Below are 14,244 nucleotides of genomic sequence, written 5' to 3'. Positions count from 1 at the left end.
AGCTCCTTTGTCAGCTCTTTAGGTCCGGGAGGTCCCGATACAGCTCCAGTGCCTGCGGGTTGATGAGAGCCTCCCTGTTCGTCACCGGCTCCCCGTGGATTATGTTGCGCACCGCCAACTCCACTTTCTTCATGTTCACCGTGTACGGGATGTCCGAAACGGGAATGATCTTCGCCGGGACGTGACGCGGGGAGAGCTTCTCCCGGATCTCGCGGCGCAGCTTCTCCTCCAGCTCGGGCCCGAATTGCGCCTCTTCTGCCAGTCGCACGAAGAGGACCACCCTTTCGTCCCCCTCCACCCGCTGCCCCACTGCGAGGCTGTCCGCGACCTCCGGGAGGGTCTCCATGAGGCGGTACAGCTCCGCCGTGCCGATCCGGACCCCCCCCGGGTTGAGGGTGGCGTCGGAGCGCCCGTAGATGATGAGGCCGCCGGTGGGGGTGATCTCGCACCAGTCACCGTGGGTCCACACGCCGGGAAACTTTTCGAAGTACGCCTTGAGATACTTGCTGCCGTCCGGGTCGTTCCAGAAGAAAAGGGGCATGGAAGGAGTAGGCCCGGTGCAGACAAGCTCCCCCGCCTTCCCCTCCACCGCGTTGCCGGAGTCATCAAATACCTGAACAGGCATGCCGAGCCCCCGGCACTGCAACTCGCCCGGGTACACCGGCAGGACCGGACTGCCTATCCCGAAGCAGCCGTTTATGTCGGTTCCCCCGGAGATGGACGAGAGCTGCAGCTGGCTGCCGATCTCCCGGTACACGTAGTGGAAGGTGTGCTCGGCCAAGGGAGATCCGGTGGAGAGGATGGCGCGCAGGCGGGAGAGGTCGTGGCCCGAGGCGGGGCGGACGCCGGACCGCTCGAGAGAAGCGAGGTAGCGGGCGCTGGTGCCAAAGACGGTGATCTGCTCCTCTTCCGCGAGTTGCCACAGGACATCCGGTGCGGGATGAAAGGGGTGACCCTCGTACAGCACGATTGTCGCGCCGACCGCCAGGGCGCAGACGAGCCAGTTCCACATCATCCACCCGCAGGTGGTGACGTAGAGAATAGTGTCGTCGCGGGTGAGGCCCACGTGCAGCAGGTGCTCTTTAAGCTGGTTCACCAGTATGCCGGCCACGCCCTGCACCATGCACTTCGGGGCGCCGGTCGTGCCGGAGGAATACATGATGTAGAGGGGGTGACCGGCGGGGACCTGCACGAAGTCGATCTCATCTGGTGCATCTTGATACGAGACAAAATTCTCATAGCGCACCGCACGGGGGATCTCCGTGACACCCCCTTCCCTGTGCGGGTAGGGGAATACCACGACGTGCTCGAGGGAAGGGATCTTTTCAGCGATCTCGGAGACCCGCTTCAGCATCGGGAAGTGGGTCCCCTTGTGCAGGTACCCGCTGGCGGTAAAGAGGACCTTCGGCTCGATCTGGCCGAAGCGGTCCAGCACTCCCTGTACCCCGAATTCCGGCGAGCAGGAGGACCAGACTGCGCCGAGGCTGGTGGCGGCGAGCATGGCGATGACCGTCTCCGGGAGGTTCGGCAGATACCCCGCGACCCGGTCTCCTGCCACCACTCCCGCCGTCCGCAGGGCGTGAGCCAGCTGTGCTGCTTGCTGATAGAGCTCCCGGTAGCTGATGCGTCGGGTCCTGCCCTCCTCTCCCTTGAAGACGATGGCGGTACGCTCGTCGCGGTAGCGAAGGAGATTTTCGGCAAAGTTGAGGGTGGCCCCCGGAAACCATCTGGCGCCGGGAAACCTGGTGGGATCATCGATGACCTGGAGGTACGGCCGCGAGGCGATAATGCCGGCGAAGTCCCACATGTCGCCCCAGAAGGTGGAGGAGTCGGTGACTGACCAGCGGTAGAGGTCATGGTAGCCGGTGAAGGCTTTCCCGTGCCGTTCATTTACCAGGGCCATGAACCTGGTGATGGCTGCGGTCGCTACTTTATCCGGCGGCGGGTTCCAGATCGGTGTCTTCATATGGTGTTCCTGTTGGGGTGAAGAGGCGGAGGGGGCGCAAATGCCGCCAGAATGACGTCCTTTCCTCTAGTGGAGCAGATCCTCAGGCGTCCCCTCCCTTTCAAGGGGAGGGACAGGGTGGGGATGGGGTAAAGGTTCGTGAGCGCGCCAACCCCATCCCCCTCCTGTCCTCCCCCTTGAAAGGGGAGGGACGCACTGCCGATGGCTTAGTCGTCATTCAGGTCGTCCTCCAAAACTCCCGCGACAAGCAAAACGCCGGGAACGCCTGCGGCTTATCCCGGCCTACAAATTGCGGTCGAGCACCAGCATTTCCATGAACTCTGTCACCGGCAAGGCGTCGAGCCGCTCCGGATCGAGACACAGGGCCACTATCTCCTCCGCGCGCTGCGCCGGGAACCGGCTGCTCAGGTTCGCCAGGCACTTCTCCTCGAGGAGGGGAAATGCTTCCTGGCGCCGCCTTCTGTGCCCCACCGGGTACTCCACCTCCGCAAGATCGGTGCTGTCGCCGTCCTTGAAGGAGATCTGCACCGCGTTTGAAATCGACCTCTTCTCCGGATCGAGATAATCCTGCGAGTAGCGCAACTCCTCCACCACGACGATCTTTTCACGAAGCTCGTCTATGCGCGGATCTGCTGCTATCTCGTCGCGGTAGTGGTCGGCGGTGAGGTCCCCGAAGATGAGGGCGACGGCGACCATGTACTGGAGGCAGTGGTCGCGGTCCGCGGGGTTGTACAGCGGGCCCGTTTTGTTGATGATTCGCAGCGCGGATTGCTGTGTCGCGATGACCACCCTGTCGATCTCCGCGAGCCTGTCGCGCACCTGGGGGTGCAGCGTGATGGCGCACTCGACTGCCGTCTGGGCGTGGAATTCGGCGGGGAAGGAGACTTTGAAGAGTATGTTCTCCATGACGTATGAGCCGTAGGGGCGCGGCAGCCGGAATTTTTCGCCGCGGAAGGAGGCGTCGTAAAAGCCCCACCCCTTGGCGCTGAGGGCACTGGGGTATCCCGGCTCCCCCGCCACGGAGAGGAGTGCCAGGCGCACCCCGCGGCTGGCGGCATCCCCCGCTGCCCACGACTTGCGGGGGCCGGTGTTCGGGGCGTGGCGGTAGGTGCGCAGGCTCTGGCCGTCGACCCACACCTGCGAGACCGTGTTCACGATCTCCTCTCGTGTGCCCCCCAGGAGGTAGGCGGCAACCGCTGCGCTGGCGAGCTTGACGAGGAGAACGTGGTCGAGTCCCACGCGGTTGAAGCTGTTCTCCAGCGCCATGATCCCCTGGATCTCGTGCGCCTTGATCATCGTGGAGAGGACGGTCCCCATCGTCATCGGCATTCTCCCCGATCTGTTGCTGCGGCTCACCTGGCAGGCGCAGGAGAGGATGGCGGCGAGGTTGTCTGAGGGATGCCCCCATTCGGCGGCGAGCCAGGTGTCGTTGAAATCGACCCAGCGCACCAGCGCTCCGATGGCAAGGGTGGCGGTAACAGCATCCAGGCGCAGGTCGGTGCCCGGTACCGGCACCGGTCCGGAAGGGGGGGCATCGGCGGTGACGGTGTCGAGGAGCCGCCTGCACTCGGCGAAGCGCAGCGCCAGCATCGCGCAACCGATGGAGTCCATGAGGACGTAGCGTGCCGTGTCGTACGCTTCGGGGGTGCCGGCGTCGCTCAGCACGTACTCTGCGATATCCTGCATCTCCCGGTCCGGCTCCGGGCGCAGGTTAACGTCTGCGTCAGCACTGTTGATCATGGCTCCTCCTTGTCAAAGGCAAAAGCGAAAGGCGGAAAGGCTTGAACCGCAAAGACGCAAAGACGCAAAGGGGAAAACCGCGAAGGACTCTTCTTCACCTTTCCGACTCGTTCCCAAGCTCCAGCTTGGGAACGCAATTGCCCCCGAGGCTGTGCCTCGCACCGCGGATCATCAATATCCGCTGAGGCGGATGCAAAGCCGGAGCTTTGCACCCAAGTGCGTTCCCAAGATGACCTTGGGAACGAGCCGCACCTTGTCGCCCTGATCGATCTTTTTTTGCGTCCTTTGCGTCTTTGCGGTTCAAAATGTTTTGGATTTACCTCCTCTTCCCGATCGGCACATATTCCTGCCGCTCGGGCCCCACGTATTCGGCGATCGGCCTGAAGATACGGTTGGCGCTGCGCTGCTCTATGATGTGCGCGGACCAGCCGGCGACGCGCGCAAAGACGAAGAGCGGGGTGAACATCTCTGTCGGTATCCCGCAGAGGCGATAGACGATGGCGGTGTAGAAGTCGAGGTTGGGGAAGAGGTTCTTTTCCTTGTACATGACCTCCTCGATCCGCTCCGCGATCTCGCAAAGCCGCGCGTCCCCCACTCCGCCGCACAGCCTCAGCGCCCAATCCCGCGCGATGGCGGAGCGGGGGTCGGCATATTTATATATGCGATGACCAAACCCCATAACCTTTTCCTTGGCGGCGAGCATCTGCATGAGCCCCTGCTGCGCGTCGTCGGGGGAGGTGAACCGCTCGATCAGCTTTATCGCCTCCTCGTTGGCCCCTCCGTGCAGAGGACCGCGCAGCGTGCCGATTGCGGAGGTTATGGCGGAGTAGAAGTCGGAAAGGGTGGAGGCGGTGACCCGCGCGGAGAAGGTGGAGGCGTTGAATTCATGCTCGGCGTAGAGGATGAGGGAAACATCCACCGCCCGCTGCCTGAGCTCGTCAGGCTGCGACCCGTGCAGCAGCCTCAGGAAATGGGCGGCAATGCCCGGCTCGTCGCTTGCGCCGCTCAGCCGCGCCCCGCTCCGGTGAAACTGGTACCAGTGCAGGAGCATGGAAGGAAAGAGCGCGACCAGCCGGTCCGCTACCTGTTCCTCGTTTCCCGCCCCCACCTCCGGCTCCATCGTCCCTAGGGCGGAGCAACCGGTGCGCAGCACGTCCATCGGGTGCGCGGTGGGAGGTAGCTGTTCCAGTACTCTCTGAAGCGCGTCCGGGAGTGCGCGAAGTGCCGTCAGCCGCTTGCGGTAGCTGTCCAGTTCCGCCTCGTCCTGCGGGAGGGTGCCGTGGATCAAGAGGTGCGCTACTTCCTCGAACGAGGCGTGCCCGGCGAGATCTTCAATGGCAATGCCCCGGTACGTCAGCCCTCTTCCTTTCTTCCCGACCGTGCTGATGGCGGTGGTGCCGGCGACGACACCTTCCAGCCCCGGGCTGTAGTTTTCCATGCTCATGATGGCTCCTCCTTTTCGAGCGACTCATCCAGTATCTGCTCAAACTGGTGGTAGTTGAGGATGTCGTAGAGCTCTGCGCGGGTCTGCATGAAATCGAGCACGGAGGCCTGCGTCCCTTCCTGCCGGATGGCCCGGTACACCTTCAGCGCCGCAGCGTTCATGGCGCGGAAGGCGGAAAGGGGGTACAGCACCACGGCGACTCCAGCCGAGGCAAGCTCGGAGACGCTGTAGAGCGGGGTGAGGCCGAATTCGGTCATGTTGGCCAGAAGGGGCAGCCCGACGCGGTCGGCGAAGAGCCGGTACTGCGAGAGTTCGGTCAGCGCCTCCGGGAAGAGGAGATCGGCTCCTGCCTCGCGATAGCGGCAGCTTCGCTCTATGGCGGCCTCAAGCCCCTCGACGGCGACTGCGTCCGTCCGGGCCATGACCACAAAGGACTCATCACTGCGGCTGTCCACCGCCGCCTTAATCCGCTCTACCATCCGCTCTGTACTTACCAGCGCCTTCCCGGGGCGGTGCCCGCAGCGCTTTGCAGGCAGCTGGTCCTCTATGTGCATTCCCGCTGCCCCGGCGCGGGTCAGTTCGCGAACGGTGCGGCCGATCATGAGGGCGTGCCCCCATCCGGTATCCGCATCGACAAGGAGCGGCAGCTTTGTCGCCGCCGTTATCCGTCGAACGTCTTCCACCACGTCGCCTAGTGTGGTCATGCCGAGATCGGGAAGCCCCCACGAGGCATTCGCCACACCAGCGCCGGAAAGGTACAGCGCCCTGAAACCGCAGCGCTCGGCGAGAAGGGCGCTGTAGGCGTTGATGGCCCCCACCATCTGCAGCGGCTTCTCACTCTCCAGTGCCGCACGCAGCGTCTTCCCTGAGTAGTTTGCTTCGGCCATTGCGGCTCTCCTTTCACCTTCTCCACCGCCTTTGTCCTCGTTCTTCAAAACTAAGTATAGTCGCTATTTCCTTGGACGGGATGTTTTGGCGGGACAGTAGCAAAAGGCGACTTTTACGGGGAGTGGAGTAAAACTGCCAGCAATGGTGCGGTCTTTTCATGGCATAGAGCGTAAGAGTTATTGGCAACACGTCGCTAGGCACGATTTCAGTGTCTGGGGAGGGTGCGGGAGATACAGTTTATTGCCAATTCTACTCTCTGTTGACAGATGTGGGCCGCTCGTTAAACTCTTCAAGTGCGAGCCCATCAAAGGTTACAAAGGTAGAAACTCATGTCAGAGGAAGTACTTGCTACATTCGATGTGAAGCATCTGAGCGTGCTGGACGTAGAGGGAAACCTCGACCGCACGCAGATCGCCCCGCCCGACGATGCCCTGGTGCGGCGCATGTACGAGTGCATGGTGCTGTCACGTGTCTTTGACGAGCGTGCCCTCAGCCTGCAACGGGAAGGGAGGCTCGGCACCTACCCCTCCATTCTCGGGCAGGAGGCGGCGCAGGTGGGGAGCGCAATCGCGCTGGAACAGCCGGACTGGGTCTTCCCCGCCTTCCGCGAGAGCGGTGTCCATCTCACCCTCGGCTATCCGGTGGACCAGCTTTTTCAGTACTGGGGCGGGGACGAGCGCGGCATGCGCATTCCGGACAACATGAACATCTTCCCGGTCTGCGTCGCCGTCGGCACCCACATTCCGCATGCCGTGGGGGCAGCGCTCGCCGCAAAGTACCGGAAGGATCCGATCGTCGTCGTCGCCTACTTCGGCGACGGCGCGACCTCGAAGGGGGATTTCCACGAGGGGCTGAACATGGCGGGGGTGCTGCAGCTCCCTGTCGTCTTCATCTGTCAGAACAACCAGTGGGCGATCTCCATCCCGGTGAAGGGGCAGACCGCCGCGGCGACGATCGCGCAAAAGGCGATCGGCTACGGGTTCGACGGCATCCAGGTGGATGGCAACGACGTCTTTGCGGTGCACCACGCAGCGCAGCGGGCCTTCGAGAAGGCGCGCTCCGGCGGCGGGCCCACCTTCATCGAGTGCCTTACCTATCGTCTGAGCGACCACACCACCGCCGACGACGCAGGGCGCTACCGGCGTGCCGACGAGGTGGAGGCGTGGCGGGTAAAGGATCCGCTGCTGCGCCTGGAGCGCTACATGGCGAAGGAGGATCTCCTTACCGACGAGTACCGGGCGGAGGTAAGGAACCGGGCGGTGCAGACGGTGGACGACGCGGTGCGCGTCATGGAGGAGCATCCGCCCCCTGCTGTGGAGGACCTTTTCACCCATACCCTGGCGCAGCTCACACCGCGCCAGGCCCGGCAACTAAAGGAAGTGACCCATGGCCCAGCTTAACATGGTGCAGGCAATCAATCTTGCCCTGCGCCAGGAGATGGAGCGGGACGACCGGGTCGTGGTGCTCGGCGAGGACGTGGGGGTGGACGGCGGCGTCTTCCGCGTCACGGAAGGGCTACAGGAGCGCTTCGGCGCGGAGCGGGTGATCGATACCCCCCTTTCCGAATCCGCCATTACGGGGACCGCCATCGGGATGGCGGCGTACGGCCTGCGCCCGGTGGCCGAGATCCAGTTCCTCGGCTTTCTCTACGGTGCGATGGAGCAATTTTTCTCCCACGGCGCCCGCATCAGGGCGCGCTCCCGCGGGCGCTTCAACGTGCCGATGGTGGTGCGCACCCCTTATGGCGCGGGGATAAAGGCGCCCGAGCTGCACGAGGAGAGCACGGAGGCGTTCTTCTGCCACATGCCCGGGATCAAGGTCGTCATCCCCTCCGGCCCCTACACCGCGAAGGGTCTCCTGACCTCCGCCCTGCGCGACCCCGACCCGGTCCTCTTCCTGGAGCCGACGAGGCTGTACCGGCTGATCCGCGAGGAGGTGCCGGAGGATGAGTATACCCTTCCGCTCGGCCAGGCGAGAACGGTGCGCCAGGGGAATGACGTGACGATCGTCGCCTGGGGCTCCATGCTGGAGCGGGTGCTGAAGAGTATCGGGGATGTGAGCGCTGATGTCATCGACCTTCTGACGCTGAACCCCTTCGATGCAGAGGCGATCCTTGCCTCCGTGAGGAAGACCGGGCGCGCGGTGATCGTGCACGAGGCGCTGAAGACGGGTGGATTCGGCGCCGAAATAGCAGCGACCATCGCCGAAGAGGGGATACTGCACCTGCGGGCGCCGGTGCTGCGCGTCGCCGCGCCTGATGTGACGATGCCCCTCGCCAAGCTCGAGGACAGCTACCTTCCCACGGCAGCCCACATAAAGAAAGCCATCGACGAGGTAATGAGGTACTAGCATGCCCTACGAATTCAAGCTCCCGGACTTGGGTGAAGGGATATCCGAGGTCGAACTGCGCAGATGGCTCGTGCGCGAAGGGGATGAGGTCGCCGAACACCAGCCTGTCGTCGAGGTGGAGACGGACAAGGCGGTGGTGGAGGTGCCATCCCCCCGGAAGGGGCTGGTGGTGCGCCTGCACCGCAAGGAGGGGGAGACGGTCCCTGTCGGCGAGATCCTGGTCACGATTTCGGAGGGGACGGCTGCGGAGGGTTCCGAGCAGGCACCGCAGCAGGCGATTCAGGAGGCCATGCAGCAGCCGACCCAGGTAACGCAGGCCGACGAGTTACCGCCGCAGCGGCCGAAGTCGGTGGGGATCGTCGGGACTCTGCCGGAGGCGGAAGAGGAGCCGCAGCAGGAGCAGGCGCGGCCTCAGCCCCAGAGAGAGGCCCACGGGAAGGACATCCTCGCCACGCCGTCGGTTCGCAAGACCGCGCGGGAGCGGGGGATCGATCTCAGCCGGATCCAGGGGAGCGGCCCGCGCGGCAGTGTCACGCCGGAGGATCTGGAGCGGTTCGCTCCGTCGCGTGAGGGGGCGCCGGCTGAAGGGATGGCGTCGATGCCCCCTTTGCAGATCGACCCGGGGGACGAGGTGGAGCGGGTGCCGATGCGCGGGGTGCGGCGCAGCACGGCACGCAACGTCATCGCCTCGCAGCGCGTCACCGCGAGCGTAACCACCACGGAGGAGGCGGACATTACCGAACTCGCCGAGCTGCGCGATCGGGAACAGAAGATGATGGAGGGGCGCGGCAGGCACCTGACGTTCCTGCCCTTTTTCATAAAGGCGGTGCAGCACGCCCTGCGCGAGCACCCCTACCTCAATGCCTCCATCGAGGACGCCACCAGCACGATCATCCTCAAGAAGCGCTACCACTTCGGCATCGCCGTTGACACCCCCAACGGCTTGATGGTGCCGGTGATCAGGGACGTGGAGAAAAAGAGCATCTTTGATCTTGCGGGGGAGCTTCTGGAGCTGGGGAAGAAAGCGAGGGAGCGGACGATCGCAATTGAGGAGATGAAGGGAAGCTCCTTCACCGTAACGAACTACGGCCATTTCGGCGGCGGCTTCGCGACCCCGGTCATAAACTGGCCGGATGTGGCGATCCTCGGCTTCGGCCGGATCGCCGACCGCGCCTGGGTGCACAAGGGGCAGGTAGCGGTGCGCAAGATCGTGCCGATGTCACTTACCTTCGACCATCGCGCGACAGACGGCGTCGACGCGTCCCGCTTCCTCACGAAAGTAGTGCAGTACCTGGAGGATCCAGGGCTCTTCCTGATTGATTCGGTGTGAGTGCAAGCAGTTGGTGGAGGCCTCACGTTCCCCCCTTTGCGAAGGGGGGACAGGGGGGATTTGCTTTTTGGGTTAGCGCCTCCGAAAAAAAAGGGGACAGGCTACTTTCTCAGAAGTACCCTGTCCCCTTTTTGAATCCGATGATCTGCCGATCTACTCCTCGATCTTCTCCAGCCATTCCTCCCGCCAAAAAAAGTGGCAGGTGCGGTCGCAGAGCCCGAAGTCCTTTGTCCCCTCACAAAAAACCCCTTCCAGCAGCACGATCCCGTTGCACTTCTTCATAAGGTAGTCCCGCTCGTCGAGGAAGCGCTGCACACGCTTCAGGACTTTTTGCTGCGTCCCGCAGTAGAGCCACATCTCCTCCATGAAGGCGCAGTGGCGCAGCTGGTTCCAGTGGTCCAGGGTGGCGCTGATCTCCTCGCGCGAACGTACCTGCACCACGTCCCCTGCCTGCAACTTCACGGCTCCCCCCACTCCTGCGCGCGCGACTCCATCTTCGGCGACTGCTTCTCCCCTGAAGAGGTAGTTGCACAGAAAGTGGTAGCGCCTCTTGAAGATGCGGCGCAAACGGTTGCGGAACTGCCACACCCTGCTCGCCACGCTCAACGGCTTGCAGATTTCAGGGACGGTGTGAATCTGGCACCTGTTCATTGCCGCGGCGTTCTTCATCGTCCCCTCCTTATCCCATATGGCGATAGCAAAAATCCCCCACGAAGGTGACGGCGAAGTCAGGCGCGTGACTACAGAACGACCTGAACAGCCTGCCTTTCAGCGTGCTCCCCTCCATCTGAACCGGAGCCGGCGGTGTGGGATAGAAATATTGCGGCAGGTCCGTCGTCTCGGTCCCCCAATGCGACTTGAACTCCATGAGGCTCTTGTTCTGGATCGACGTCCTGCCGAAATCGAGAACATGATACCCCGAAACGCACGACTGCCGGATAGTCTTCCAGAAAAGGAAGTGCACCGGGCTGAGGTGTTTGTATTTGTCGTCGACGGCGGAGAATTCGACGGAGACCCGGGACTTGAACTTGAAGAGGATGACTCCCGCGATGGGGACCCCATCCTTGTAGGCGAGGAGCAGGTCGACGAGCCCCGTACCGGAGAAGGCGTCCCAGATCGATTTGATGAAGGTGTACGGTTGGGGGGGGAGCGCCCTTCTTCTCCTGGTCATGCGGTGCAGGAGGTAGAACTCTCTCAGATGGGCCTCATCGACCCCGGGAACCATGGAGAGCCCGCTCCCCTCCGCCCTGGAGATGCGCTGCTTAACACAGGTGCGGTGAAAGACGCTCCTCACGCGGTCGGGGTCGTTGCACAGCTTCAGAAAATGCGCCTTGTTGGAACAGAGGGAGACGCAACCGCAACCGCTCAGGATAGGGGATGAGGAAAAGGCGCGGATCTCCATGCGAGGGAGCTGAAGCTGCTCCAGAAGCCCCACTGCAGCAGTGAAGAGGCGGGCCATGTCGTTGGGGTCGGTGACCAGCGGGTCGGAGAGGGTGGCAAAGGGGATGCTCACCAGGCGCTTTCCGGTGAGCCAGCTCTCGACGGAGTAGAGGGGGAGGGCCGCGCGAATCGTGCCGTCGCTTTCGCAAAGCGCGAGGTAGTATCCGTGCATGTGCGAGAAGGCGGACTCGAGCGTCTTCTTCCACGCCGACAGATGGGTGATCCAGCCGAAAGGGTGCTGCTCCACGAACGCGTCCCAGCGCGGATCCGTCAGGGGATCGATGATGCTGACGCCAGGTCCGAGGTCGCTGCCTGATTTCTCGAGGGGAAGGTTTCGTGCTGGCATTTCCTCTCCTCCTTTACCTTCGGGGGTCGTGAGTCAGCATGGGTGTGCCGCAGGCGTGTATTGCTAATAATATCACGTTAATAATTGTAAAAAACGGGACAGCTCCATTGATTGCACAGGCAATAGGGGGTGCCTGGAGGTTCGCCACCACCCTTGACCCGCACCTGAAGAAAAGTGATACTTTTTGCAATAAAATATAGTATCGTCTGCGACACTCAAAGACGCTAACCACTGACAGGAGGTATCACTTCCATGCTCCCACTCCACCATGTAAAATCGGCAAAACCGCTTCTTTTTCTTGTCGCAGGAGGGCTTGTCTTCATATTCACCCAGACCGGGTGCTCTATATCGCGAAGCATCTCTGACAGTATTTCGAGCCCCTTCGAGTGGAGTTCCGATTCTTCCCACTCCTCTTCGAAGGACAACGACGAGTCTTACCGCAACGACATCAGGAATTACACCGACATCTACGTCCGCTCCAACCACGATCCTTCTGGTCTGCGCGACGGTGTGGCCGCCATTGCCAAAAAGCACGGGGTTACCGACTGGGAATCGGACAGTGCTACCTATGAGGGTATAGGGGCGGGACTCGGCAAGGCCAAGGTACCGAAGGACGAGTACGAGAAATACACTGTGGCACTGGCGGGTGGGGAGAAGCAGAGACACGCCATGGCAAAAGGGTATGACTCCACGAAGTAAGGGGCGATGAAGCGACTCACCGGAACATACCGTCATGAAAAGGCCGGCAGCCGCGTCGTCCGTGCTGCCAGCCTCCTTTCCTTTCTCATCATTCTCTATGCCTTTCCCGCCGCCGCGGCGAACCTTGTCGACTACCTCCACGTCGAGGCCAATGAAGGAGACTCCAGCGGCGGACATGCCGCGGTCCGCCTCGGAAGGTACACCTTCCATTTTGTGCACGAGGAGCCAGGGATCGTGCGCCTGCGTCGCTACGACTCCGAGGCCTTCGACTATGCCTACGCGAAGCTGGGCAACCGCCCGATCCACCAGAGCCGCATCGCTGTAGCAGATGATACCTACCGCTCCCTGGAGGATACCTTCAACCGCTTCCTCCTGCTGGAGGACGCGCAGATCGAGGAGCGGGACGCCCTGCTGCGCGACGTGCATGTGATCCAGGCGCTCCTTGCTCAGGCGGAAGGGGAGACGGAGGACGCTCACCTTTCCCTCCCCGCGATGGGGTACTTCCTTCCGAAGGTGCACCCTACCGCTGCCGGAGTGCAGGTGCCGGAGGGGGGGGCGACGGCGCTTGCAGGGTTGCGCGAGAAAGTGGCTGCCCGCTACGGAGCCGACTTTCTCCGGATGCGGCTGGCGGCCCTCGTGAAGGAGGTTGCCGACTCGGATCCCACGCCGGCGAGCTCGCTGCCGCGGGAGCTTTCCCTGCAGAGCTTTCCCCCTCCCCACATCTCAGGCGCGACCCGCTTCTACGAAGCTTCCTATGAACTCGCGGCGTTGAGCGTGCTGCAGGGCGCACTTCCCCTGCGCCCCGGGACCATCTGGGAGGGGAGGGACGATTCCGACAACCTTCTCGCCCTTGACGAGAGGGAACTGGAGACGCTGGCGCGCTATGCCAAACGGCTGGAAGAGGACATGGTCCGCGTGCTGAGCTCCCGGCGCCCCGACCGGGCGTACCCGCTCATGGTGGGGATGGCGCGCCTCTCCGCGGTTCGGCAGTCGCTGGCCACAGGGAGGCTGGTACTCCTCGATTTCTTCCCGCAGGAGGCTGCAACCGCTGCAGCAGAGAAAGAGCCGACCTACCTCGCTGAACTGGAGCGGGAGCTGCGCCAGGTATTTCAGCGGCGGCGCGCCGAGTTTTTCGCTGCAGGCGGGGAGGGGGAGGCGAGGTACACGAGTCTCGAGCGGGCGGGGAACCTTCTTCTGGAGGTGCAACGGGCCAGGCGGGATCATACGGAGTTGCGAAAGCCTCCCGTCCCTTCCTTCCCGACTCGTGCGGGACAATTTATTCCCTTCGTGCCGACCTGGATGACGAGAGCAGCCCTTGCGCAGCACCTGGCGGCGGCGAGGGAGGCGGAACGCACCTATTCCGCTCTACTGAAGGCACAGTACTCCTACGACCTGTTGCGCAGAAACTGCGTTACCGAGCTTTTTGCAGTGGTGAACGGCAGCATGGCGGCTCTCTGCGAGAAATCGCACGGAGGGAGCTGCGTCGATGCGCAGGTGCGGGAGGAATCGTCGCGGCGCCTCGGCGGCTACGTCGACGGCACCGGCGGGTTCGTCTTCATACCTTTCGTCTCCGCCGAAAAAGTTTCTTCCACATACCGCATCTCCTCCCGCAGCGCGACACCCTCCTACCGGCAGGAAAAGCTGGCGCTCATGCAGGAAAAGGAGGCGCCGCTGAAGGTATTCCTCAGGGAGTCAAACACCATCACCTCCACGCTCTACCGCCCCGGTCCCGACGATTCATTCTTCCTCTTTTTCACCGACGACGCGCCGGTGCTGCGCCCGCTCTTTGGCGCATTCAACCTGGTGGCCGGAGTAGGGGAGACGCTGTACGGCGTGGTGACCCTTCCGGTGCAGGGGACCCGGCACTTTCTTTCCGGCGTAAAGGGTGTCGTCTTCAGCGTCCCCGAGCTCTTCTTCTTCAGCTTACGGAAAGGGTCGATGGGATACGTGGAGCGGAGCCCGGAGAGCCCCGGGACGCCAGCGACAAAGTAGACGCCTCTCCCCTCCAGCCGCTTCAGCTGCCCTTCTTCAGCGCGAACCCC

Annotated in this window: 11 protein-coding genes; 5 read left to right on the top strand and 6 right to left on the bottom strand. The window is 62.8% G+C overall.

The genetic code is table 11. From position 1 onward, the window contains the following. Positions 1 to 10 precede the first annotated feature (10 nt). From LPW11_RS01695 to prpB, 4 genes are all read right to left on the bottom strand, one after another. Positions 11 to 1,966 (bottom strand): acetoacetate--CoA ligase, encoded by a 1,956-nt coding sequence (locus LPW11_RS01695; protein ID WP_230996391.1) that lies wholly within the window; start codon positions 1,964 to 1,966, stop codon positions 11 to 13. A 282-nt stretch (positions 1,967 to 2,248) separates the two neighbouring features. Next, entirely contained in the window at positions 2,249 to 3,706 is a 1,458-nt protein-coding gene (locus LPW11_RS01690) for a bifunctional 2-methylcitrate dehydratase/aconitate hydratase (protein ID WP_230996390.1), read from the bottom strand. 316 nt (positions 3,707 to 4,022) lie between these two features. Beyond that, positions 4,023 to 5,150: a citrate/2-methylcitrate synthase gene (locus LPW11_RS01685; RefSeq protein WP_230996389.1), complete on the bottom strand. Its 1,128-nt coding sequence runs from the start codon at positions 5,148 to 5,150 to the stop codon at positions 4,023 to 4,025. After that, entirely contained in the window at positions 5,147 to 6,037 is an 891-nt protein-coding gene (gene prpB / locus LPW11_RS01680) for a methylisocitrate lyase (protein WP_230996388.1), read from the bottom strand. Before prpB ends, LPW11_RS01685 begins: the two co-directional genes overlap by 4 nt. A gap of 330 nt (positions 6,038 to 6,367) precedes the next feature. Between prpB and pdhA the strand changes: the two genes are divergently transcribed. The 3 genes from pdhA to LPW11_RS01665 are packed head-to-tail and all read left to right on the top strand — an operon-like array spanning position 6,368 to position 9,717. Beyond that, positions 6,368 to 7,438 carry a pyruvate dehydrogenase (acetyl-transferring) E1 component subunit alpha gene (gene pdhA / locus LPW11_RS01675; protein ID WP_230996387.1) on the top strand — a complete coding sequence of 357 codons (1,071 nt, stop codon included), beginning with the start codon at positions 6,368 to 6,370 and terminating at the stop codon, positions 7,436 to 7,438. Beyond that, positions 7,425 to 8,387, top strand: coding sequence for an alpha-ketoacid dehydrogenase subunit beta (locus LPW11_RS01670; protein WP_230996386.1), 963 nt, complete (start codon positions 7,425 to 7,427; stop codon positions 8,385 to 8,387). The genes pdhA and LPW11_RS01670 overlap by 14 nt, the downstream gene beginning before the upstream one ends. Before the next feature lies 1 nt (position 8,388). Beyond that, on the top strand, positions 8,389 to 9,717 hold the full coding sequence (locus LPW11_RS01665; RefSeq protein WP_230996385.1) for a dihydrolipoamide acetyltransferase family protein: 1,329 nt from the start codon (positions 8,389 to 8,391) through the stop codon (positions 9,715 to 9,717). A gap of 153 nt (positions 9,718 to 9,870) precedes the next feature. On the opposite strand, the gene LPW11_RS01660 is transcribed toward LPW11_RS01665, so the two are convergent. Continuing rightward, positions 9,871 to 10,386, bottom strand: a complete 516-nt coding sequence (locus LPW11_RS01660) for a hypothetical protein (protein WP_230996384.1) — start codon at positions 10,384 to 10,386, stop codon at positions 9,871 to 9,873. A 10-nt stretch (positions 10,387 to 10,396) separates the two neighbouring features. Next, the gene (locus LPW11_RS01655) at positions 10,397 to 11,503 is read right to left on the bottom strand and encodes a GNAT family N-acetyltransferase (RefSeq protein WP_230996383.1); all 1,107 of its coding nucleotides are present in this window, start codon (positions 11,501 to 11,503) and stop codon (positions 10,397 to 10,399) included. A gap of 252 nt (positions 11,504 to 11,755) precedes the next feature. Here LPW11_RS01655 and LPW11_RS01650 point away from each other — a divergent pair, with 252 nt between their 5' ends. Then, positions 11,756 to 12,202, top strand: coding sequence for a putative lipoprotein (locus LPW11_RS01650; protein ID WP_230996382.1), 447 nt, complete (start codon positions 11,756 to 11,758; stop codon positions 12,200 to 12,202). 6 nt (positions 12,203 to 12,208) lie between these two features. Next, a complete protein-coding gene (locus tag LPW11_RS01645) occupies positions 12,209 to 14,194 on the top strand; it encodes a hypothetical protein (protein ID WP_230996381.1) in 1,986 nt (661 codons plus the stop codon). The last annotated feature ends 50 nt before the right edge of the window (positions 14,195 to 14,244 follow it).

This window comes from Geomonas sp. RF6, from assembly GCF_021044625.1.
Classification (GTDB): domain Bacteria; phylum Desulfobacterota; class Desulfuromonadia; order Geobacterales; family Geobacteraceae; genus RF6.
This window is presented reverse-complemented; position numbering and strand designations above follow the sequence as displayed.